This is a genomic window from Pseudarthrobacter sp. BIM B-2242 (genome assembly GCF_014764445.1).
Taxonomy (GTDB): Bacteria; Actinomycetota; Actinomycetes; order Actinomycetales; family Micrococcaceae; genus Arthrobacter; species Arthrobacter luteus_A.
The window spans coordinates 778,652-801,106 of sequence record NZ_CP061721.1 but is presented as its reverse complement, the minus strand read 5'-3'; the positions used below and the strand labels follow the sequence as shown (position 1 = coordinate 801,106).

19 protein-coding genes and 1 tRNA gene are annotated in these 22,455 nt (G+C 65.8%); 6 read left to right on the top strand and 14 right to left on the bottom strand.

Annotated features, from left to right (window positions below; genetic code table 11):
- Positions 1 to 58: 58 nt before the first annotated feature.
- From IDT60_RS03790 to IDT60_RS03745, 10 genes are all read right to left on the bottom strand, one after another.
- Positions 59 to 1,573, bottom strand: a complete 1,515-nt coding sequence (locus IDT60_RS03790) for a CoA-acylating methylmalonate-semialdehyde dehydrogenase (protein WP_191080912.1) — start codon at positions 1,571 to 1,573, stop codon at positions 59 to 61.
- 38 nt (positions 1,574 to 1,611) lie between these two features.
- Positions 1,612 to 3,540 carry a 3D-(3,5/4)-trihydroxycyclohexane-1,2-dione acylhydrolase (decyclizing) gene (gene iolD / locus IDT60_RS03785; protein ID WP_191081817.1) on the bottom strand — a complete coding sequence of 643 codons (1,929 nt, stop codon included), beginning with the start codon at positions 3,538 to 3,540 and terminating at the stop codon, positions 1,612 to 1,614.
- 26 nt (positions 3,541 to 3,566) lie between these two features.
- On the bottom strand, positions 3,567 to 4,490 hold the full coding sequence (locus tag IDT60_RS03780) for a deoxyribose-phosphate aldolase (protein ID WP_164202100.1): 924 nt from the start codon (positions 4,488 to 4,490) through the stop codon (positions 3,567 to 3,569).
- Positions 4,487 to 5,521 (bottom strand): 5-dehydro-2-deoxygluconokinase, encoded by a 1,035-nt coding sequence (gene iolC, locus IDT60_RS03775; protein WP_191080911.1) that lies wholly within the window; start codon positions 5,519 to 5,521, stop codon positions 4,487 to 4,489. Before iolC ends, IDT60_RS03780 begins: the two co-directional genes overlap by 4 nt.
- 200 nt (positions 5,522 to 5,721) lie before the next feature.
- Positions 5,722 to 6,126 carry a tautomerase family protein gene (locus IDT60_RS03770; protein ID WP_191080910.1) on the bottom strand — a complete coding sequence of 135 codons (405 nt, stop codon included), beginning with the start codon at positions 6,124 to 6,126 and terminating at the stop codon, positions 5,722 to 5,724.
- 299 nt (positions 6,127 to 6,425) lie between these two features.
- Positions 6,426 to 7,328, bottom strand: a complete 903-nt coding sequence (sucD, locus tag IDT60_RS03765) for a succinate--CoA ligase subunit alpha (protein WP_164202106.1) — start codon at positions 7,326 to 7,328, stop codon at positions 6,426 to 6,428.
- An 11-nt stretch (positions 7,329 to 7,339) separates the two neighbouring features.
- Positions 7,340 to 8,509 (bottom strand): ADP-forming succinate--CoA ligase subunit beta, encoded by a 1,170-nt coding sequence (gene sucC / locus IDT60_RS03760; RefSeq protein WP_191080909.1) that lies wholly within the window; start codon positions 8,507 to 8,509, stop codon positions 7,340 to 7,342.
- Positions 8,510 to 8,731: 222 nt separating this feature from the next.
- Positions 8,732 to 9,439, bottom strand: coding sequence for a hypothetical protein (locus tag IDT60_RS03755; protein WP_191080908.1), 708 nt, complete (start codon positions 9,437 to 9,439; stop codon positions 8,732 to 8,734).
- Positions 9,440 to 9,502: 63 nt separating this feature from the next.
- Positions 9,503 to 12,121 carry a DNA helicase PcrA gene (pcrA, locus tag IDT60_RS03750; RefSeq protein ID WP_191080907.1) on the bottom strand — a complete coding sequence of 873 codons (2,619 nt, stop codon included), beginning with the start codon at positions 12,119 to 12,121 and terminating at the stop codon, positions 9,503 to 9,505.
- 112 nt (positions 12,122 to 12,233) lie between these two features.
- Entirely contained in the window at positions 12,234 to 13,079 is an 846-nt protein-coding gene (locus IDT60_RS03745) for an inositol monophosphatase family protein (protein WP_191080906.1), read from the bottom strand.
- A gap of 32 nt (positions 13,080 to 13,111) precedes the next feature.
- Here IDT60_RS03745 and IDT60_RS03740 point away from each other — a divergent pair, with 32 nt between their 5' ends.
- Positions 13,112 to 13,735 (top strand): hypothetical protein, encoded by a 624-nt coding sequence (locus IDT60_RS03740; RefSeq protein WP_191080905.1) that lies wholly within the window; start codon positions 13,112 to 13,114, stop codon positions 13,733 to 13,735.
- A gap of 33 nt (positions 13,736 to 13,768) precedes the next feature.
- On the opposite strand, the gene IDT60_RS03735 is transcribed toward IDT60_RS03740, so the two are convergent.
- Positions 13,769 to 14,548 carry a DUF998 domain-containing protein gene (locus IDT60_RS03735; RefSeq protein WP_164202122.1) on the bottom strand — a complete coding sequence of 260 codons (780 nt, stop codon included), beginning with the start codon at positions 14,546 to 14,548 and terminating at the stop codon, positions 13,769 to 13,771.
- An 83-nt stretch (positions 14,549 to 14,631) separates the two neighbouring features.
- On the opposite strand from IDT60_RS03735, the gene IDT60_RS03730 reads away from it, so the two are divergent.
- The 3 genes from IDT60_RS03730 (at position 14,632) to IDT60_RS03720 (ending at position 15,643) form a co-directional block, all read left to right on the top strand.
- Positions 14,632 to 14,704, top strand: a tRNA-Arg gene (locus IDT60_RS03730).
- A gap of 1 nt (position 14,705) precedes the next feature.
- Positions 14,706 to 15,179, top strand: a complete 474-nt coding sequence (locus IDT60_RS03725; RefSeq protein WP_370590719.1) for a DUF6314 family protein — start codon at positions 14,706 to 14,708, stop codon at positions 15,177 to 15,179.
- A 32-nt stretch (positions 15,180 to 15,211) separates the two neighbouring features.
- A complete protein-coding gene (locus tag IDT60_RS03720; RefSeq protein WP_191080904.1) occupies positions 15,212 to 15,643 on the top strand; it encodes an NUDIX domain-containing protein in 432 nt (143 codons plus the stop codon).
- Positions 15,644 to 15,716: 73 nt separating this feature from the next.
- Here the strand turns inward: IDT60_RS03720 and IDT60_RS03715 are convergent, their stop codons facing one another.
- Together IDT60_RS03715 and IDT60_RS03710 are read right to left on the bottom strand one after the other, a co-directional pair.
- Entirely contained in the window at positions 15,717 to 17,630 is a 1,914-nt protein-coding gene (locus tag IDT60_RS03715; protein WP_164202126.1) for an ABC transporter ATP-binding protein, read from the bottom strand.
- The gene (locus tag IDT60_RS03710) at positions 17,627 to 19,291 is read right to left on the bottom strand and encodes an ABC-F family ATP-binding cassette domain-containing protein (RefSeq protein WP_191080903.1); all 1,665 of its coding nucleotides are present in this window, start codon (positions 19,289 to 19,291) and stop codon (positions 17,627 to 17,629) included. Before IDT60_RS03710 ends, IDT60_RS03715 begins: the two co-directional genes overlap by 4 nt.
- 256 nt (positions 19,292 to 19,547) lie before the next feature.
- Here IDT60_RS03710 and IDT60_RS03705 point away from each other — a divergent pair, with 256 nt between their 5' ends.
- Positions 19,548 to 20,375, top strand: coding sequence for a hypothetical protein (locus IDT60_RS03705; RefSeq protein ID WP_191080902.1), 828 nt, complete (start codon positions 19,548 to 19,550; stop codon positions 20,373 to 20,375).
- Positions 20,372 to 21,109 (top strand): hypothetical protein, encoded by a 738-nt coding sequence (locus tag IDT60_RS03700; RefSeq protein ID WP_191080901.1) that lies wholly within the window; start codon positions 20,372 to 20,374, stop codon positions 21,107 to 21,109. Before IDT60_RS03705 ends, IDT60_RS03700 begins: the two co-directional genes overlap by 4 nt.
- A gap of 173 nt (positions 21,110 to 21,282) precedes the next feature.
- Here IDT60_RS03700 and IDT60_RS03695 read toward each other — a convergent pair whose 3' ends face one another.
- Positions 21,283 to 22,425, bottom strand: a complete 1,143-nt coding sequence (locus tag IDT60_RS03695) for an LLM class flavin-dependent oxidoreductase (protein WP_223883870.1) — start codon at positions 22,423 to 22,425, stop codon at positions 21,283 to 21,285.
- Between the last annotated feature and the right edge of the window lie 30 nt (positions 22,426 to 22,455).

The following is a 22,455-nucleotide window of genomic DNA, read 5'->3' as shown; positions in this document are numbered from 1 at the left end:
CCGTAATGGCCCTTTTGGACGCTCAAAACGGCGTTTACGGAGCAATCGATGGTGGTTGCTAGTTGGACGGGAAGTTGTAGCTTGCGCCGGAGGCGTGGGTGGGTTCGGGCCAGCGGGAGGTGACCACTTTGCCGCGGGTGTAGAAGGAGACGCCTTCGGGGCCGTAGATGTGCTTGTCGCCGAAGAGCGAGGCTTTCCAGCCGCCGAAGGAGTGGTAGGCCACCGGGACGGGCAGGGGCACGTTGATGCCGATCATGCCCACGGTCACGGAACGCTGGAACGTGCGGGCGTTGGCGCCGGATGAGGTGAAGATGGCGGTGCCGTTGCCGTAGGGGTTGGAGTTGATCAGGTTGATGCCGTCTTCCAGGGTGTCAACGCGGACCACGACGAGGACGGGTCCGAAGATTTCCTCGGTGTAGGCGGTCATTTCGGTTTTGACGTGGTCGATGACGGTGGGGCCCACCCAGAAGCCGTCTTCGTGGCCGGGGACGACGAGGTCGCGGCCGTCCACCACCATCGCAGCGCCGGCGGTTTCGGCTTCGGTGACAATCCTGACGATACGTTCCTTGGACGCGGGCGTGATGACCGGGCCCATTTCGGCGCCGGGGGCGGTGCCGTTGGTGACCTTCACGGCCAGGGCGCGTTCTTCGACCTTCTTCACGATCAGGTCCGCAGCGTCACCCACGGCGACGGCCACGGAGATCGCCATGCAGCGCTCCCCGGCGGAGCCGAACGCGGCGGCGGCGAGGTGGTCCGCGGCGTTGTCCAGGTCGGCGTCGGGCATCACGATGGCGTGGTTCTTCGCCCCGCCCAAGGCCTGGACGCGCTTGCCGTGCTTGGTGGCGGTCTCGTGGACGTACTGGGCGATCGGGGTGGACCCGACGAAGGAGATGCCGTCCACGTCCGGGTGGGTCAGGAGCCCGTCCACGGTCTCCTTATCGCCGTGCAGGACCTGGAACACGCCGTCGGGCAGACCGGCCTGCTTCCACAGCTTCGCCAGCAGCATGGAGGCGGAGGGGTCGCGTTCGGAGGGCTTGAGGATGAAGGCGTTGCCGGTGGCGATGGCCATAGGGGCCATCCACAACGGCACCATGACCGGGAAGTTGAACGGGGTGATCCCGGCGACGACACCGAGCGGCTCGCGGAAGGAGAACACGTCGATGCCGGTGGAGACCTGGTCCGAGTAGTCACCCTTGAGCAGGGTCGGGATACCGCACGCAAACTCGATGACTTCCAGGCCACGGCCGATCTCGCCCTTCGCGTCGGAGAGGACCTTGCCGTGCTCGGCGGTGATCAGTTCGGCGAGATCGTTCACGTGGGCGGCGACCAGTTCGCGGAACTTGAACAGCACCGCGGTGCGCTTGGCCAGGGAAATATCGCCCCAGGTATCGGCGGCCTTGCGGGCCGCGGCGACGGTGGCGTCCAGGTCCGCCCGGTTGGCCAGGCGCAGCTGGGCGGAGACGGCACCGGTGGCCGGGTTGTAGACGGGCTGGGTACGGGTGCCCTCACCGGCGGTTTCGGCGCCGTTGATGAAGTGGTGGATGGTGGTGGTCTCAGTGGAGGTGGCAGTCATGGGACTCTTCCTTGAGTAGTTCGAAAAGGAGTGTGGGTTTAGCCGAGCAGTTTGCGCTGGCGGTTCTTGTGGTCGGTGTAGGTCTGGAAGGCCTGCTGGGTGGACTCCAGCTCGGAAACGGCAGAGACGGGCACGTCCCACCAGGACTCGGAGGAGGGTGCGTCCAGCAGCGGGTCGGATTCGACGTGGATCAGGATAGGCCCGCCGCGTTCGGGGGCGGCCTTGGCGTCCCGGATGGCCTGTTCGAGTTCGGCGATGACCTTCTCCCCCGGTTCGATCCGGACCACCTTCACACCCAGGGATTCGGCGTTCAGTGCCAGGTCCACCGGGAGGGTGTCGCCGTCGTCGAAGCTGTGTTCCTCTTCGTTCAGGGCCCGGTACTGGGTCCCGAACCGCTGCGAACCCAGCATCTCGGACAGGGAGCCGATGGAGGCGTAGCCGTGGTTCTGGATCAGGACCACAATCAGTTTGATGCGTTCGGCGACGGCGGTGACCAGTTCGGTGTGCATCATCAGGTAGGAGCCGTCCCCCACCATCACCACAACATCGCGCTGCTCGCCGCCGCGCGCGGCCTCGGCCAGCGCGGCGCGCTTGACGCCGAGGCCACCGGGGATTTCGTAGCCCATGCAGGAGTACGCGTATTCCACGTGGTAGCCGAACGGATCCCGGACCCGCCACATCTTGTGCAGGTCCCCGGGCAGCGACCCGGCCGCACAGATCACGACGTCGGCCGCATCCATGGCCCGGGACGTGGCGCCGATGATCTCGTTCTGCGCCGGCAACGGCGTGTACCGGGTGTCGAAGGCTTCATCGACGGTGGCGTCCCAGCGCTTCTTCTCCGCCGCGACCTGCTGCTCCAGGTCCGCGCCGACCCGGTATCCGCCGAGCGCCGCGTTGAGTTTGACCAGGGCCTTGCGGGCGTCGGCCACGATTGGGAGCGTGGTGCCGTGCTTGTACGCGTCGATCGCGGCGACGTTGATGTTGATGAAGCGCACGTCCGGGTTCTGGAACGCGGTCCGCGACGCGGTGGTGAAGTCCTCATACCGGGTGCCGATCCCGATGATCAGGTCCGCCTCCGCAGCGATGGCGTTCGCCGCCGTCGTGCCGGTGGAGCCGATCGCGCCGAGGGAGAACGGGTGGTCCCAGGGCAGGACGCCGACGCCGGCCTGCGTGTTGCCTACCGGGATCCCTGTCAGCTCCACGAACGTGGCCAGTTCATCGTTGGCGTAGGCGTAGAGCACGCCGCCGCCGGCGATGATCAGCGGACGCTTCGCGGCACGTATCGCGGCAGCGGCGCGGGCGATGTCCGCATCATCCGCGTCAGGGCGGCGGATCCGCCACTCACGCTCGGCCAGGAACTCCTCGGGCACGTCAAAGGCCTCGGCCTGGACATCCTGCGGCAGCGAAATGGTCACAGCGCCGGTCTCGGCCGGATCCGTCAGGACCCGCAGACCGTGGTGGAACGCCGAGAACAGCTGCTCCGGCCGGGACACCCGGTCAAAGAACTTCGACAGCGGCCGGAACGCGTCGTTGACGGTGATGTCGTACGCGTACGGCTGCTCCAGCTGCTGCAGGACCGGGTCAGCGGCACGGGTCGCGAACGTGTCACTCGGCAGCAGCAGCACCGGCAAACGGTTCGTGGTGGCCAAAGCGGCACCGGTCAGCAGGTTCGAGGAACCCGGCCCGATCGAGGTGCTGATCGCAAAGGTCTGGCGCCGACGGGTATGGCGTGCGTAACCCACGGCCTGATGCGACTGGGCCTGCTCGTTCCGGCCCTGGTAGTACGGCATGATGCTCGGGTCCAGCTGCTGGTACTGCTTCAACGCCTGGCCCACACCGGCAACATTGCCGTGCCCGAAAATCCCGAACGTGCCCGGAATCAGGCGCTCCCGGAACTCCACCCCGTTGATGGAGTCCACGGTGTACTGCCTGGACAGGTACTCGACGACGGCCTGGGCCACTGTCATGCGGCGGGTTGTTGTTCCCACGATGGTTACTCCGATACTTTCGCTGAGGACTGCAGCACAGGGGTCTTGAGCAGGGACGCGGCGGTCGCGACGGCTCCGGCAACGTCGCCGTCGGCCGGATACAACAGCGTCCGCCCGACCGTGAGCCCCTGGACCCCTGGCAGCGCGAGGGCGGCCTGCCAGCTGGCAAACACCTCGTCCTGAGTGCCTTCCGGATCGCCGCCCAGCAGCACTGTGGGCATGGTGGTCGCGGCCATCACGCGTTCCATCTCCGCGACTACAGGCAGTTTCATCCATGTGTAGGCGCTCGTGGAACCCAGGCCCTCGGCAATCGCGATGGACTTGATCACGGCGTCCGGGCTCAGGTCGTTGCGGACCCTGCCGTTCTGCCACGAGGACAGGAAGGGCTCCACCATGGCGATCAGCTTACGCGCAGCCAGCGAATCAATGGCCTTGGCCGTCGCTTCCAGCATGGCCACCGTATCCGGATCCCCCAGACAGATCCGTGTCAGCATCTTCCCGCCGTCCGCGCCCAGCGCCTCCAGCGCGGCCGCTGTGTGGCCGGTGAAGCGGTCATCGACCTCATTCACCAGCCCGGAGAGTCCACCCCGGTTCATGGAACCGAAAACGAGTTTCCCTTCCAAAGCGCCGAGCAGGAGCAGGTCATCCATGACGTCAGGAGAGGCCAGGATGCCGTCCACGGCGGGGTTCGCCAGGGCGATCTGCAGGCGGTCCAGCAGACCACGCCGGTCCGCCATGGCCACCGGATCGTTGCCGACAGCGAGGGCGCCGCGGGCCGGGTGGTCGGCGGCGACAATAAAGCTCTGGACACCGTACTTCAGGCCGGGATGGCGGCGGCGCGAGGCGGCTGCCCGGGCAACGGCGTCCGGGTCTTCCAGCCTGATCCGGCTCAGGTGTTCATAGCGGCGGGGATCGTCGTTGAGGCTCAAGACGCTGCTCCTTCGGAAACTGATTCAGGGGACGTGCCTGCGGCTGTTCCGGCGAACGCGGGCACCAGCCGGCCGCGCTCGGCCAGCAGTGAGGTGACCTCTTCCGGCGTCGGCATCGCATCAGCGCAGGACAGTCGCGAGGCCACAATGGCACCGGCAGCGTTGGCGAAGTCCAGCACCTCGGCGAGCGGCCAGCCGGACAGCAGTCCGTGGCAGAATGCGCCGCCGAAGGAATCGCCGGCGCCCAGGCCGTTGACGGTCTCCACCTTCACCGGTGCCGACACCACGCGTTCCGTGCGGGTCTTGGCCATCACACCTTCGGGGCCAAGCTTGACTACGGCGATCTCGACGCCGGCAGCCAGCAGCCGGTCGGCCTGCTCGTCGGGAGTTCCCTCGCCGACCGCAACAGCGCATTCCTTGTCGTTGCCGATCGCGACTGTGACGTGGGGCAGGATCTTGGCGATCTGTTCCCGGGCTTCCGCTTCGGAAGCCCAGAACATGGGCCGGTAGTCCAGGTCAAGGACGGTGAACTGGCCGATCTTGAGCTGGTCGCGGTCCCGGGCCTCATGGGCCGCAAGGTGCGCTTCGCGGCTGGGCTCCTGGCACAAACCGGTCACCGTGGACCAGAAAATCCGGGCGTTCCGAATCGCGTCCAGGTCAAGCTCTTCGGCCTTGATCTGCAGGTCCGGTGCCGTGGGGAACCGGCCGTAAAAGTACAGCGGGAACTCGTCCGTCGCCGGCTTGATCGCACAGAACGTCACGGCGGTGGGCCATTCCTTGACCGGGGTGACGAAGGAGTCGTCGACGCCGAACTTGTGCAGTTCGCGGTGCAGGTAGGTGCCAAAGGCGTCATCGCCGGTGCGGGTGATCACGCCGGTCCGGCGGCCATGCCGGGCGGCTGCCACGGCGACGTTTGAGGGTGAGCCTCCGAGGTACTTGCCGAAGGACTGCACGTCCTCCAGGTCCACCCCGATGTCGTTCGGGTAGATATCAACGCTGATGCGCCCGATCGTGAGCAGTTCATGGTTCACGGTGATCGCGGACCTTTCTGTTGTGAACTCTTGGGACTGAGCTCCGGTGCCTGGCGGGGCCGCACGTGAGCGGGGCCACAACCACTACTCTGCACCAGAATTCATGTCCTGTCAAAGCTTTGTACTGACATAACTACAACGAAACGTAGTCTTGGGAAACAGGTCTCCAGACGGTCCCGAAATCGGGCCGCGCAAAACTGCTATTTGCGCGGAACTGCCAGTTCACCCGTGACATATTGGGCGCGGCCGAAGCCAAAGGACCAATCGCTGGCGGTGTTTTCCACGTAGCCCAGGAATACGTCCTCGCCGGCGACGCCAACCTCGGCTAGCCGTGCGGCGATGGCCGCAAAGAGCGATTGCTTGGCGGCCTGGCTCCGACCGCCCTGGGTGAAAATCTGGATCATCACCACATCAGGGGACCGCTCAAACCCCAGGCCGGCATCCTGGGCGAAAATCTGGCCCTGCGCGTGTTCGGTGACGATGTGGAAGTAGTCCCGCTCGGGAATGCCATACTCGGCCAGGATGGCGTCGTGGATGCGACGGCTGAGGTTGCCGAGTTCCTCAGGACTTCGGCCTGCGTTGACATCGATTCGAACCAGCGGCATTGAGCTTCTCCTTGAAGTAATTTGTCCTGACATACTAACAAACAACGAAACGGAGAAGCAACAGCAACCGCCGCCCCGCTCCATAGCAACACGGTTCCGGCGCAGCGCGGGACGCCGGCTGGACGGACTTAACGACGGCGGCGTCCGCTGCCTTCGCGATGAAGGTGACGGACGCCGTCGTACTGATGCAGGCCGCACTGATGCAGCAACGCGCCTTAAACAGCAACGCGGGGTCACTCCGCGCCCGATCCAACCTCTGGATGGGGCAGGGAGTGACCCCGCGTTGTGGTGCTGTGAGCCTAGAGCGCCGCGTAAACTTCGCGCAGCAGCGTGGCGGTCTCGGACGGCGTCTTGCCGACCTTGACGCCTGCAGCTTCGAGGGCTTCCTTCTTGGCCTGGGCGGTTCCGGCGGAACCTGAGACGATGGCGCCGGCATGGCCCATGGTCTTGCCTTCGGGAGCGGTGAAGCCGGCAACGTAGCCAACAACGGGCTTGGTGACGTTGGCCTTGATGAACTCGGCAGCGCGCTCTTCAGCGTCGCCACCGATTTCGCCGATCATCACGATCGCCTTGGTCTCGGGGTCAGCTTCGAACGCAGCCAGGGCGTCGATGTGCGTGGTGCCGATGACGGGGTCGCCGCCGATGCCGATGGCGGTGGAGAAGCCAAGGTCGCGCAGTTCGTACATCATCTGGTAGGTCAGGGTACCGGACTTGGAAACCAGTCCGATGGGGCCCTTTCCGGTGATGTTGTTCGGGGTAATGCCGACCAGCGCCTCACCCGGGGTGATGATGCCGGGGCAGTTCGGTCCGATGATGCGGGTGACCTGGTTGCCGTTGGCGTCAACCTTGGACTGGGCCAGTGCCCAGAACTCGGCTGAATCCTGGACGGGAACACCCTCGGTGATGACAACGACCAGTCCGATGCCCGCCTCGATGGCTTCCACAACAGCGTTCTTGGTGAATGCCGGCGGGACGAAGACGATGGAGACGTCGGCGCCGGTTTCAGCGATGGCTTCCTTGACGGTGCCAAAAACGTTGATTTCGGTGTCGCCGTGCAGGACCGTGGTGCCGGCCTTGCGGGCGTTGACGCCACCCACAATGTTGGTGCCGGCCTTCAGCATCAGGGCGGTGTGCTTGGTGCCTTCGCCGCCGGTGATGCCCTGGACGATGACCTTGGAGTCCTTGTTCAGATAGATAGACATGGTGCGTCCCTTTACTTAGCTGCGTTGGCGAGCTCGGCGGCCTTGTCGGCGCCCTCGTCCATGGTGGCGGCCAGGGTAACCAGCGGGTGGTTGGCCTCGGCCAGGATGCGGCGGCCTTCCTCAACGTTGTTGCCGTCGAGGCGGACTACCAGCGGCTTGTTCGCGTTGTGGCCCAGCTCGGCCAGCGCACCAACGATGCCCTTGGCGACGGCGTCACACGCGGTGATGCCACCGAAGACGTTCACGAACACGGACTTGACCTGCTCGTCACCCAGGATGACGTCAAGGCCTGCAGCCATAACCTCGGCGGAAGCTCCACCGCCGATGTCCAGGAAGTTGGCGGGCTTGACGTTGCCGTGGTTTTCACCGGCGTAGGCAACAACGTCCAGGGTGGACATGACCAGGCCGGCACCGTTACCGATGATGCCCACCTGACCGTCCAGCTTGACGTAGTTCAGGTCCTGCGCCTTGGCCTTGGCCTCAAGCGGGTCGGCAGCGTCCTTGTCTTCGAGGAGCGCGTGCTTGGCGTGACGGAACTCGGCGTTCTCGTCCAGCGTGACCTTGCCGTCCAGTGCAACGATGTCGCCCGCGCCGGTCTTGACCAGCGGGTTGACCTCCACGAGGGTGGCGTCTTCCTTCTTGAAGACGTCCCAGAGCTTGAGGATCACGGCGGCGACCTTGCCGCGCAGTTCCTCAGCGAAGCCTGCGGCTGCAACGATTTCGTCAGCCTTGGCCTGGTCGATGCCAACGGCAGGATCGATGGCGATCTTGGCCAGCGCATCCGGGCGTTCGACGGCGAGCTGCTCGATTTCCATGCCGCCTTCAACCGAGCACATGGCCAGGTAGTTGCGGTTGGCCCGGTCCAGCAGCACGGAGAAGTAGTACTCCTCGGCGATATCGGCACCCTGGGCAATCATCACCTTGTTGACGGTGTGGCCCTTGATGTCCATGCCCAGGATGTTGGTGGAGTGCTCAAGTGCCTCATCAGCGGTCTTGGCTACCTTGACGCCGCCGGCCTTGCCGCGACCGCCTACCTTGACCTGTGCTTTAACAACAGTCACGCCGCCGATTTTGTCGGCTGCTGCTTTTGCTTCTTCTGGGGTGTACGCCACGATGCCGGCAAGCACGGGTACACCGTGCGCCTCGAACATATCGCGCGCCTGGTATTCAAACAGGTCCACGGTTTAGTGTCCTTCTACGTCGAAGTAGTTTCTGTACAGTCGGGCACCATCGAAGACGATGACCGGGCTGCGGATTGCACACACCTGCGACCTGTCCGGAAACGAGCCACAGCGTGCGATGCTCCACTCGGAACTCTAGTCCTCTCTGAGGACCGGCCCGTTCCACAGTACCTCTTATGTGAGTAAGCACACTATTCTATAGAGCGTAGAAAAAGCCCTAGATTACGGGGTTTTTGGGGCTTCAGACGGGGCAGGGGCGGCGGTTTCGGCACCTTTGGAAAAAGCTTCGTAATGATCCCTGGTGACGAAGAAGGCAACGCCAGCGGACACATTTCCGCATGCGACCCCGTGGTTATACGCAGAACACCGGAGCCCGTTCCGTTCCAGGTTGGCCCCGTCGGCCAGGACGGGCAGTTCGCTAAGCGGACCGCTCTTGCTCCCTTTGGGCCCGTACGTGGCCTCCATTTGTGTGACACCGGACCGGCATTCCCCGTACGTGGCCTTGTCCGGTGTGAGCAGCGCCGTTCCCCCGAGGTAGCCGAGGCCGGTGCCCGCACAATCATCCTTGACATCGCCGGCAGCAGGTTTGGGGTAGGACGCCAGTTCACAGTGGGCTACGGGAACGGTGGCCAGTTTGTCGTTGGCGCTGTCCGTAAAACTGTTCGGCTCGTACGGAAGGTTGAGGTGTTCCCCCTTGGCCGAGGTCAACGAACACACAATGTTCCGGTCCTCGGTGATGAAGGACAGGACTTCCTGGCCGGCCCCGAACCCCTCCGGGTCCACCAGGGCTGCCTGTTCCAGCTGTTCCAACGGCGGCAGCGGCGGCGGGGTCACATAGCCCGGGTCCTCGGTGGTGATGGTGCACGCCGTGGCCGCCAGCAAAGTGAAGGCGGCGAAGATCCCCAATACAGTCCGTCGCATGGTCCCCATTATGCTTTATGGCTGCCCCGGGGCTCCTCCCGCAGTGCCGCGGCAGCCAATTCCCCGCTGCCCTCAGGCGTCCAGCTTGGTCAGCGGCGCGTAGCGGAGCAGGAGCCGCTTCTCGCCGACATCGAACTTCACCTTGGCCACGGTCTTGTCCCCTGCGCCTTCGAGGGCCAGCACCGTGCCGTTTCCGAAGCTGGTGTGGTTGACCTTGTCCCCCACGCTGACGGCCACAATTTCCTTCTGCGGCTGCACGCGGTTCTTGGCGAGGGCGGCGGGGACGTCAGCGTTGAACCCGGCCGAGGAGTCGGCGGCGGCACCCCGGGACGTGCCTGCACCCCAGAAGGATCCGTTGTAGCGGCCTGAGCCGATGGAACCGCTGTTCCCCCAGCCGCCGGACTGCCGGCTGGTTCCTTCGCGTTTCCATTCCACCAGCTCGGCCGGGATTTCCTCGAGGAACTGGCTCGCGGGGTTGTACTGGCTCTGGCCCCACATGCTGCGCACTTCGGAGCGGGTGACGTACAGCCGCTTCCGGGCGCGGGTCAGTCCCACATAGGCCAGCCTGCGCTCTTCCGCAAGCTCCTTCGGGTCCGTGGCAGAGCGCTGGTGCGGGAACAGCCCGTGCTCCATGCCAGTCAGGAACACCACCGGGAACTCGAGGCCCTTGGCGGTGTGGAGGGTCATCAGCGTGACCACGCCCAGCCGTTTGGCCTCCGCCACCGCGGCGTCGATGTCCGCCCCGGGCGCGTCCGGGATCTGGTCCGCGTCAGCTACGAGGGACACCTGTTCCAGGAAGGCACCCAGGGAACCTTCCGGGTTCTCCTGTTCGTATTCACGTACGACGGCGACGAGTTCCGCCAGGTTCTCCACGCGGGACTCGTCCTGTGGATCCGTGCTGGAACGCAGCCCGGCCAGGTAGCCGGTCTGTTCCAGCACGGCTTCCAGGGCTGCGGCGGCACCGGAGCCGGTAGCTACCTCGGCGAGGTCGTCCAGCAGTTTCACGAAGCCAAGCACGGCGTTTACGGAACGCGTCGCCATGCTCGGAGCCTCCTCGGCACGCCGGGCTGCTGCCATAAACGACATCCGCTCCCGCGAGGCGAGCGCCGCCACAGCACCCTCGGCGCGGTCACCGATGCCGCGTTTGGGTTCGTTAAGGACGCGGCGGAGGTTGACGTCGTCGTCAGGGTTGACCAGGACCCGAAGGTAGGCCAGGGCGTCCTTGATTTCCTTGCGTTCGTAGAAGCGTGTTCCGCCCACCACCTTGTATGGCAGTCCAACCCGGACCAGCACGTCCTCGATGGAGCGGGACTGGGCGTTGGTGCGGTAGAAGATGGCGACATCACCGGGGCGGAGGTTGTCCTCGTCCTGGAGCCGGTCGATTTCCTTGGCGATGAACTGGGCTTCGTCGTGCTCGTTTTCGCCCACGTAGCCGATGATCTTATGACCTTCGCCCTCGGCCGTCCACAGCCGTTTTTCGGGCCGGTTGGGGTTCCGGGAGATCACGGAGTTGGCTGCGGTGAGAATGTTCTGCGTGGAGCGGTAGTTCTGCTCCAGCTTGATGGTGCGGGCTTCCGGGTAGTCCTTCTCGAACTCAACGATGTTGCGGATGTCGGCGCCGCGGAAGGCGTAAATGGACTGGTCCGAATCACCAACGACAGTGAGCTCGGAGGCACCTGGGCCTTCGCCCACAATCTCCCGGACCAGGGCGTACTGGGCGTGGTTGGTGTCCTGGTACTCGTCAACCAGGACGTGCCGGAACCGGCGGCGGTAGGAATCTGCGAGCGCCGGGAAGGCCCGGAACATGTAGACGGTCTCGGCGATGAGGTCGTCAAAGTCCATGGCGTTGGCCTGCCGGAGCCGCTGGGTGTAGCCCTTGAAGACGTCCGCGACGGCACTTTCGAAGGGGTCGTTGAAGTTGGCGGTGGAGGCGAAGGAATCGGCGTCGATGAGTTCGTTCTTGAGCGCCGAAATCTTGTGCTGGATGGCCTTGGGCGCGAACTTTTTAGGGTCCAGGTCAAGGCTCTTGGACACCTGCGTGACCAGCCGCAAAGAGTCGGCGGAGTCGTAGATGGAGAAGTTGGACTTCAGGCCCACGTTGGCGGCTTCCTGGCGCAGGATGCGCACGCAGGAGGAGTGGAACGTGGAGATCCACATGATCTTGGCCCGGCCCCCTACCAGCGCCGCGATGCGCTCCCGCATTTCGGCGGCCGCCTTGTTGGTGAAGGTGATGGCCAGGATCTCGCCGTAGTGGGCGCGGTGCGTGGCGATCAGGTAAGCGATCCTGTTGCTGAGCACCCGGGTTTTGCCCGAGCCGGCGCCGGCCACAATCAGCAGGGCGGTGCCGGCGTGCTTGACGGCTTCCTCCTGCTGCGGGTTCAGTCCCTCCAGCAGTTCCGCGGCATTTGGCCGGTGGTGCGCGTGGTCTTCGGTCCCGTCGCCGTGCGGCTGCCGGCTGGCCCAGCCGCCGCTCTGCCGGGAGCCCTGCTCTGAAGTTTCCTGCCCTGCACTCCCCCGTTCCGGAGCCTGGGCGGCGCCATCAGCGGCACTGTGCGCGGGACCGCTGATGCGTCCGCCGCCACCAAGGTCGGCTGCCGCGGCACGGTCTTCCGGGCGCGACTTGGTGCGGGTGGAGGCCGCCGGGGCGGCCTTGAACGGTCCGTCAGAGTACGGGTCAAACAACATATCCATGGTGCCTACAAGTCTAGGCGGTGGGGCCGACAGTCACGTCCAACCCTGTGGATAACGCCGCGTTGCCGGCGCCGGATCCGCCACGACACGGGCGCGCTAAGCCAGCCCGGGCTCAGGTCACCGAGCCGGACAGCAGGGCCTCGCGCAACTCCCGCACCGCCGTCGTGCCCCCTGCCATAAACCATTCCAGGCCGTTGACCTGCACACTGTCCGTGGCGCCGCCTGCGGCACGGACAATTGCCTTCCCGGGCAACCAGTCCCACTCCGGGCAGCTGTGCTGGAACCAGCAGCCCAGCTGGCCGTCGGCCACGCGGCCAAGGTCACAGGACCCGGAGCCCAGCATCCGCAGCGCAGCGGCCGACGTCGCGGCAGCGTGCCACGGCATGGCGCAGAGGGGATCCATCAGCCATGTGGGGTGGATGTAGGTGGCCGCACCGACTTCCGCCAGGGCCGCTGCATTGCGTGCCCCGCCGTCCTGGCCGGAGTCCGTGTCACGGTAGAAAGTCAGAGCCTCGCCGTTGAGGGTCGCCGTGCGGGACGTGCCGCCAAGCCACAACTTGTCCTCCTCAGGCTGGAAAATCGCACCCAGCAACACGTCCGCGGAGTCCTTCAGGGCGATGGCCGAGCACCAGTAAGTGGAGCCATGCAGGAAGTTGTAGGTGCCGTCCACGGGATCGATCACCCAGGTCCGGCCGCTGGTGCCGGCCACGGACGCACCCTCCTCGCCCAGGATTCCGTCCTCCGGCCTGCAGCGCTGCAACTGCTCCAGCACGTACGCTTCGGCAGCGTGGTCGGCGGCTGTCACCACATCCGAAATGGACGTTTTCTGCTGAGACTGCAGACCTGCCATGCGCATCAGGAGGGCCAACTGCCCGGCTTCGCGCACCAGGGCGGATGCCAGCTGGTAATCATCCAGGGCGGGGTCAAGTTCAAGGGCGCTGTGCCGGCCAGTGGTCATGGAACCAGTCTATGCAGCGCCATAATGGTGCCATGGCCAAAACCCCAGCGCAGCGGATCAAGAAGCACGGCTCCAAGGCTGTTGTGCCGCAGCACAGCCTGCCGCCGGTAATCAACCCGAGCACCAGCCGCACGCCGCAGAAAGCCCAGTCCAACAGCAACCTGATCCTGATCGCCGGCGTTGCGGTCAGCCTGTTTCTGTTCTGGTATCTCCACCTGCTGACCCTGAACCAGCTCACGCAGCTCACCGGCGGGCTGGCCATGCCTGATTCCCTGGTGGGTGGCTTCGACACAAGCTACATCGCTGACCTGCGGGCCGCGATGGATGACGACGCCCGCGGCCAGCTCAACTACGTCCACAAAACCGCCGGAACCCTGTTCCCGCTGATCTTCGGCTTCACGTGGCTGTTGCTGATCGGCACCAACGTGGCCAAAAAGTCGCTCCGCTGGGCCCTGTGGGCCTTCCCGCTGCTGTTCGCGGCGGTCCGGCTATGGGGCAATGTCACCATCGATTCCATGCTGGCTGCGGAAACGGCCGACGCCGGCGCGGTGGCCCTGGCGTCCGGACTCACCATTGCGGGCTGGGTCCTGTTGGTCCTCAGCCTCCTTGCGGGGGCGGCAGCGGTGTTCCTCGGTTGGAAGCCCCGACAAAAGTGATGGTCCGCCGGGAAGACTTCCTCGAATTCTTCCTCAGCCGGCCCTGAGCCCCTCCGCTGAGCTAAGGAAACGCGCCCGCTCCTGCCGGTGCCTGTGCACGCGCTGGGCGATCACCAGGCCCGCCGCGGCCACACCCACTGTGATGGGGTAGCCCATAAGCCGTTCCAGCGTGCCCGGCTCGGGAACGTCCATTCCCGTCAGGCCGCCGGTGGCAAGGGCCAGCAGTGACACCAGCCCGCATACCAGCACAAACCAGCCCAGCGGTGTCTGCCTCAACCAAAGCGCGCCCAGCACCACCAGCGCTGCCCCGCCGCTGAGGAAATATGCCACGGCTCCCGCAAAGTGCAGCAGGAATGCGCCCGCGTCCTCCGGGACGAAGCCCACCACCATGGTTCCCGCACCCGCGGCGCCCATCAGCACGCGCACCCAGACGGCGGCCCGCCACGGCTTCCGGCGGCCGGGCCGGACGAGGGCTCCTGCTCTGGCCGCGACGCACAGCAGCCCCGGGCTCAGCAGCAGCGCGCCGAGGAACATGCCCAGCCCCTGCACTACAAACGAGGCATTCATCAGCCAGTGCAAGGGCGAACAGACATCCCTGCCGTCATAGATCCCGCAGTGGACAGCGCCGAGGTCACTGATCCAGCCGGTCCGCCGGTCGTACGGCTGCGTCCCCGCCCAGGCGCCGATCACTGCCGCTTCAGCCACAAAATACTGCAGGACACTCAGGACGGACCAGGCGCCGATGTATTGGCGGGTGGACGCCGTGTCCGGAATATAGACCGCGGCGGCAGGGGACGTCGGGGCAGAACTCATGCCATGAGCGTAGTACGGCCTCCCACCTTGTATGCTTGTATCCGTGTCCGGACGGACCGGTCCTGCCGGCTCATCGGACACGCGCCCTCGTAGCTCAGTGGATAGAGCACGGCTCTCCTAAAGCCGGTGTCGTTGGTTCGATTCCAATCGAGGGCACTTGAAGCTTCCTGCCCCGGAGTTCCACCTCCGCGCCTACTTGCTCGGCCCGTCGCAGGCCGGCTCCACCACTGCGGGAAAGTGGGCTGTTGAACGGCAACTGCATGACAGGTCCGCAGGCACCCGCGGAACCTTCACCGGCGTCGTACTTTTTACGCCAACGGGCGACGACGGCATCATCCTCCGTGAAGAGGGCACCATGCGCTGGCCCACGTTCACCGGCCCCGCCTCGCGTGAATACCTGCTCAGAGCCGCCGACCGGCCCGACGCGCTGGACGTGTTCTTTGCCGACGGGCGCCCCTTCCACCGGATGAGCTTCACCCCGCAAGCCAACCTGGACCAGCACTGGTGCGATCCCGATACGTACCGCGTGGCCTACACCTGCGAAGGCCCTGACGCCTTCAGCTACACGTGGGATGTGAGCGGTCCGCGCAAGGACCTTCTGCTGTCATCTGTGCTGACGCGGCACGGCTGAACCTCAAGACACAACAGGCTAGGCTCGAAGCCGTGAAAGCCCGCATCGTTGTCTCCGCCGTCTGCGTCTTCGACGACGCCGGTCGCCTCCTGACCGTCCGCAAGCGCGGCACCGGCATGTTTATGCACCCCGGCGGCAAGCCCGAGTCCGGCGAGACCGCCGTCGAGGCTGCAGCCCGGGAGCTTCAGGAGGAAGTGGGCATCGTCGTCGAGCCCGGCGACCTGGAGTTGATGGGCGTCTGGATTGCCGACGCCGCGAACGAGGCCGCCACGGATATTGAAGCCACGGTGTTCCTCGCGCCGGGCACCTGGACCGCGCACCCGTCGGCCGAGATTGCCGAGATCCGCTGGCTGGACCTGGCTGTGCTGGACCGGGAGCGTGAACGAGGCATCCCCGCGCCTGCGGACCTCGCCCCGCTCCTGACCGACTGCATCCTGCCGGAACTGGCCGCTTCCCGCCGTTGACCCGGCATCCAGCGGCGAGGTCCCGGCGCTAAGGGCCGGCGTTAGTGCCGAGATCTCGCCACTGGATGAGGTGTCAGTACTCCGGGACGGCTTCCTCTGCCACCGCGGTGGCCTCGGCGAACTGCGTCCGGTACAGCTCGGCGTACCGCCCCTCGGCGGCGAGGAGTTCGGTGTGCGTCCCGCGCTCCACGATCTGCCCGTCCTCCACCACCAGGATGACGTCGGCGGCGCGGATAGTGGACAGCCGGTGGGCAATCACGACGGCGGTGCGACCCTCGAGCGCGGCGCCCAGGGCAGCCTGGACGGCTGCTTCGTTGGTGGAGTCCAGCGCGGCCGTCGCCTCATCCAGGATGACAACGCGCGGCTGCGAGATGAGCAGCCGGGCGATGGTGAGGCGCTGGCGTTCACCGCCGGAGAGCCGGTAGCCGCGCTCCCCCACGACGGTGTCCAGGCCGTCGGGCAGGGACCGGACCATGGTCTCCAGGCGGGCCTGGCGGATGGCGTCCCACATGTCCGCTTCGGTGGCGTCCGGCCGGGCGAGCCGCAGGTTGGAGGCGATGGACTCGTGGAAGAGGTGGCCGTCCTGGGTGACCATGCCCAGGGTGTCACGCAGCGAATCAAAGGTGGCGTCGCGGACGTCCAGGCCCGAGCCCGGCCGGGTGCCGCCAAGCCGGACGGCGCCGGAATCGACGTCGTACAGCCTCGAAAGCAGCTGCGCAATGGTGGACTTGCCCGCGCCGGAGGACCCCACCAACGCGACCGTCTGGCCGGGTTCCACGCGGAAGCTGATGCCGTGCAGCACTTCTTCGCCGCCGCGGGTGTCGAGGGTGGAGACTTCCTCCAGCGACGCGAGCGAGACCTTGTCCGCGGACGGGTAGGCGAACCGGACGTCGTCGAACTCCACGGAAACAGGCCCGGCAGGCACCGTCACGGCGTCGGGCTTCTGCTGGATCAGTGGCTTGAGGTCCAGGATTTCGAAGACCCGTTCAAAGCTGACCAGGGCGCTCATGATTTCCACCCGGGCGTTGGACAGTGCGGTGAGCGGGGCATACAGGCGGGTCAGGAGCAGCGCGAGCACCACGACGTCGCCGGGGGCAAGCTGGCCCGCGATGGCCAGCACACCGCCCAGGCCGTAGACCAGGGCAAGGGCCAGGGCGGACACCAGCGTCAGTGCCGTGACAAAGGTGAACTGGAGCATCGCGGTCCGCACGCCGATGTCGCGGACGCGGCCGGCCCGCACAGCAAACTCGCGGGACTCCTCGTCCGGCCGGCCGAAGAGCTTCACCAGCGTGGCGCCGGGGGCGGAGAACCGTTCGGTCATCTGGGTGCCCATGGCGGCATTGTGCTCGGCGGCCTCGCGGCGCAGGTCAGCCAGCCGTGATCCCATCCGCCGGGCAGGGATCAGGAAGATGGGCAGCAGGATCATCGCCAGAACGGTGACCTGCCAGGAGGTCCCCAGCATCACGATCAGCGTGAGGACCAGGGCCACCACGTTGCTGACCACCCCGGACAGGGTACCGGCAAAGGCAGACTGCGCACCGATGACGTCGTTATTGAGGCGGCTGACCAGGGCACCGGTGCGGGTGCGCGTGAAGAAGGCGATGGGCATCTTCTGCACGTGGTCAAAGACCTTCGTGCGCAGGTCCACAATGACGCCTTCACCAATAGTGGAGGACAGCCAGCGGCTCACGAGTCCCAAACCGGCCTCGGCAACTGCCACAACGGCGATCAGCACAGCCAGCCGGATCACTTCCTCCGTACCGGCCTTGGCCACAATGGCGTCAACCACCTGGCCCGCCAGAACGGGCGTGGCCACGGCAAGGAACGCCATCACAACCGAGAGCGCCACGAAAGCGATCAGTTTGGTGCGGTGCGGCCGGGCGAAGCCCAGGACCCGCTTCAGCGTCGCCTTGGAAAAGGGCTTGGAGCCGCTCTTGGCGCGGGTGATGTTGTACAGGGTGTGCCAGGCGGCGCCGTCCATGCTCATCGCTTGTGCCCCGTTGCGCCGGTCATCAATTCAGTTACCATTCCATCTTCCACATTCCACCGGACGTCGAGCTGAACGTTTTCGAGCAGCCTCCGGTCATGGGTTACCAACAACAAAGCACCCTCATAACTTCCCAAAGCCTCCTCCAGCTGCTCGATGGCAGGCAGGTCGAGGTGGTTGGTCGGCTCGTCCAGGACCAGCAGGTTCACTCCGCGTGCCTGCAGGAGTGCCAGCGCAGCCCGCGTGCGTTCGCCGGGTGAGAGCGAGTCCACCGGGCGGGCCGTGTGGTCCGCTTTCAGCCCGAACTTGGCCAACAGCGTGCGGACCTCAGCCGATGTCAGGTCCGTCAGGACGGCTTCGACGGCGTCTGCCAGCGTGAGGTGACCGGCCAGCAGTCCACGGGCCTGGTCGATTTCGCCGATGGCCACCGAGGCGCCCATCGCGGCGTTGCCTGAGTCGAGAGCCTGGACGCCCAGGAGGAGGCGCAGCAGCGTGGATTTTCCGGCACCGTTGGGGCCGGTGATCCCGATCCGCTCCCCTGCGTTGAGCTGCAGGTTCACGGGACCGAGGGTGAAGCTTCCCTGGTTGACGACGGCGTCACGCAAGGTAGCCACCACAGCGCTGGACCGGGGGGCCTGACCGATGGTGAACTGCAGCTGCCATTCCTTCCGCGGCTCGTCCACCACGTCCAGGCGTGCGATCCGGGACTCCATCTGCCGGACTTTCTGGGCCTGCTTCTCCGATGATTCGGTGCTGGCCGCGCGGCGGATCTTGTCATTGTCCGGGCTCTTCTTCATGGCGTTCCGCACGCCCTGGGAGCTCCACTCCCGCTGCGTCCGGGCCCGCGAGACCAGGTCCGCCTTCGTGGCCGCAAACTCCTCGAACTTTTCGCGTGCGTGGCGCCGGGCCACCGCGCGCTCTTCCAGGAAGGCCTCGTACCCGCCGTCATAGACCGCCACGGAATTCTGTGCCAGGTCCAGTTCCACGATGGTGGTGACACAGCGGGCCAGGAACTCGCGGTCGTGGGATACCAGCACCACACCGCCGCGCAGGCCCTGGACGAAGGCTTCCAGTTTGGCCAGTCCGGCCAAGTCGAGGTCGTTGGTGGGCTCGTCCAGCAGCACCACGTCAAACCGGCTGAGCAGCAGGGCAGCCAGTGCCACGCGGGCGGCCTGGCCGCCGGAGAGGCCCGTCATGGGGGCGTCCGCGCCGGTCTCCAGGCCAAGGTCGGCCAGGACAGCGGGAATGCGTTCCTCAAGGTCAGCCGCGCCGGACGCCATCCAGCGGTCAAAGGCGAGGGAGTAGGCGTCATCGGCGCCCGGCGCGCCGGAACCCAGCGCTTCGGCCGTGGACTCCATCTCTGCCGTCGCCTGTGCGCAACCGGTGCGGCGGGCGATGTAGCCGGCCACGGTTTCACCCGCCACGCGCTCATGTTCCTGTGGCAGCCAGCCCACAAAGGCGTCGGCCGGCGCAAGGCTCACGCTGCCGGCCTGGGGCTGGTCCACGCCGGCCAGCAGGCGCAGCAGGGTGGACTTTCCGGCGCCGTTGGCGCCCACCACACCCACCACATCGCCGGGGGCCACCGTGAGGGAAAGGTTGGAGAAAAGCGTCCGATGGTCGTGGCCACCGGAAAGGTCTTTGGCAACAAGGGTTGCAGTCATGGGTTGGTTCCTCTCGCCGCCCGGCCGGAGGAAGGCCGGATGACCCCGCCTGGATCGGCCCGCACAGGCGGAGAATCCGCACTGTGCCGCCCCGCAAAGTGCCCTGGCACTAAAGAGCCCGCCGGTCCGGACTTGGGGGGTGTACGGACCAACGGGCTCGACCATTAAGCATAGTCGACTCCACTGCCGGCATCAAACCGCGCCCGGCAGTCAGGCTAAAATCAGAGTTAACCTATCCGTTCAGCAGAGAGCCGATATGCCCATTCCTGCCAAGGCGTTCCAGCGCTGGCTGCACGGCATCGCCCCCGACACGAGCACTTCTGACATCTGCCGCGTCTCGGGCATCAAGCGGACAACGCTTGCTCAGCAACTCGTCCGCGGCAAAGTCGCTGAAGCCACAGTGGTGAGCATCAGCCGCGCCTACAACATCAATCCCGTCACGGCCCTTGCCGGTTTTGACGCCTTCAGCCAACTGGCCGGCCCGCCGCGCCAGCCAACCAGGGACGAGCTAATCAGCCAGATCTCCACGCCGGATCTCCTGCGGGCCGTCCTGCTGCGGTCAGACGCCGACCCGGGGACCCCTCCTGACGCGCGGCAGCCGGACCCAGGGCAGTCGAACACAGGGCAGCCGGATACAGGGCAGCCCGCCGCGGCGCAGCCGGAATCCGGCCTGCAAGAATCCAGACCGGCCCCTTTGGGGCCGCCGCCGCATGCCACGTCCGTCAAGAGCTGGGTCGAAGCAATCGACGACGGCGAGCTGCGGCACCGCGTCTCGGCCGCCACCGGGATCGCTCCGCAGAACTATTCGGCGCAGCTGACCGCCAACCGGCTTGCCCCGGAACTTGCCATGGCCACCTCCCTGGCAGCCGGCGTCGGTCCCGCCAGTGGCCTCGTGGCCACCGGACTCATCACGGAGGCGGAGGCCGGCTGGCCACCCGGGGCCCGGCAGGCGGCGCTGGACAGCATGAGCGACGGCGAGCTGACTACGCTGGCGGGGGAACGCCTTCAGACCCTGGGCAGGGCCCTCCGCCGGCAGGAACACGACCAAGAGAAAACCGACAAGATTTGGGAGAACCTGGGATGATCGAAATCCTGCAATGGTCCACCTTGGCTGTGTGCGGCCTGGTGGCCATCGCCCGGGTTCCCAGCGCCGTGCGGGGGAAAAACAGGACACTCTTCTACATTTTTGCCCTGATGACCCTCGCGATCCTCCTCAGCATCGAAGCGCCGTATGTTGCCATCGACCAGGCCCTGGGCGGCCTCAACGTGGCCAACCTCATTCTGCGTCTGGTCATCTTCGCCGCCATCTTCTTCGTGGGAATCCGGATCACGAGGGGCTTTGGGGCTGACACGGCCTACCGGCTGATCACCGGCCGGATCGGAATGGCAGCGGTGGCGCTCACCTCGCTGATTGTGGTGGCCGTCTTCCTGATGATGGATACTGCCGGATCGTCCGTGGGCCTGGCCGGGGTGTCGGCCAAGAACAGCCGCAATGGACTGCTGGTTGAGTACTACGGCGCCGCCGGCCGCGCTTATCCCGCCTACGTTTCCCTGGCTCTGTTACCGGCCATGGCCCGCGCGGTGGGAAGCAGGCTGCCCGCACTGGTCCGGGTCGCCGCCCTCCTGCTGGCCGTCGGCTCCGTGGCCGTGGCATTGACCCTGTTCTTCCCGTTTTACCCGCCAAGCTGGGCGGGGGCTACGTTCCTGGTTAACTACACGGCGGTGCTTTGCTTTGTGCTGGGGCTGGCGTTGATTGGCGTTGCCAGCCTCATCTACGGTCGGAGCGGCACGCGGCAAAAGACTTCTACTGCAAAGTAGGAGTCACGGCTTTCACAAAATCATTAGACGTGGCACAATCATGAATGTGTGAAGGTGGCGCGCCGGTGTTTGCGAACGGGGATAACTTCTTGGACGCCGGGCCCGATAAACCTTTGCACACATTGGGGGGATGAGTGGTGGCGGCCGTTGGGGACCGCCCCCACTCAGCCTGTTTAAGGCGCTTTTTGGCTTGAGGCTGTCTGGTTTGGGACCTCAGTTGCCGTTGCGGCCGCACTTCCCAGCTCACGCTGCACGAGCGGAAGTACCTCGGTACCCAGGAGCTCGATCGCTTCAAGCACAGTCCGCTGCGGAACCGACGACAGGTCCAGCTGGAAGATCTGCCGATCGTGCTGCATATACCCGTGCATCCTGATGATTTTGTGGGCCACCTGCTCCGGGTTGCCCACGAACAATGCACCGGCCGGGGCGGTCTCCATGTTGTACGTGACGCCGCTGGGTGCGGGAAAGCCCCGCTCGGCTGCGATCCGGCGCATGGTGTCCAGCCAGTACGGCCGGAAGGCGTCCTTGGCGCGGCCCGGCCCTGCCGGAGCGTCCCGCAGCACCATGCCAGGCGCGCTGACGCCCACCTTCAGGGGAACCCGGCCATGCCCGTGCTCGACGGCGGTTTGCCGGTAGAGTGCGGCGTGGCGCTCGAAGTTCCGCACGGATCCGCCCAGGAGCGCATACATAACATTTCGCCCCAAGGCTGCAGCACGCACAGATGACTTGGGAGTTCCCCCGGTGGCGATCCAGATGTCCAGCTCACGCTTGCCGTCAGGGGCCGGGAAGGGGCGTGGCAAAATGAGTGCGTCATCCAGGGCGGCCCGGAACCGCCCGGTCCAGGTCACGCGCTCCCGGGCATTGAGTTGGAGGAGCAGCTCCAGCTTTTCCTCGTAGAGGGCGTCGTAGTCCTCCAGCCTGGCACCGAACAGCGGATAAGACTCGATGAAGCTACCCCTGCCGGCGGTCAGCTCCGCGCGGCCCTTGCTGATGAGGTCGAGGGTGGCGAACTGCTGGAAGACGCGCACAGGGTCCTCGGTGCTCAGCACCGTGACGGCGCTTCCCACCCTGATCTGCCCCGTCTGCGCCGCGACCGCTGCCAGCACTGTCGAGGGCGACGTGACCGAATAGTCCGGCCGGTGGTGCTCCCCCACTCCGAAGTAATGGAGCCCCACCTGGTCAGCGAGCCGCGCACGCTCCAGGAGGTCCTGCACGTTTTGCTCCGGCGATACCCGGGCGCCGCTCACAGGGTCCCGGTGGATGTCGCCGAAGGTAAAGATTCCCAGTTCCATGCCCTGCATAAGGTTTATATGCATACGCATATTCCCTCGTGAACTCAGGATCTC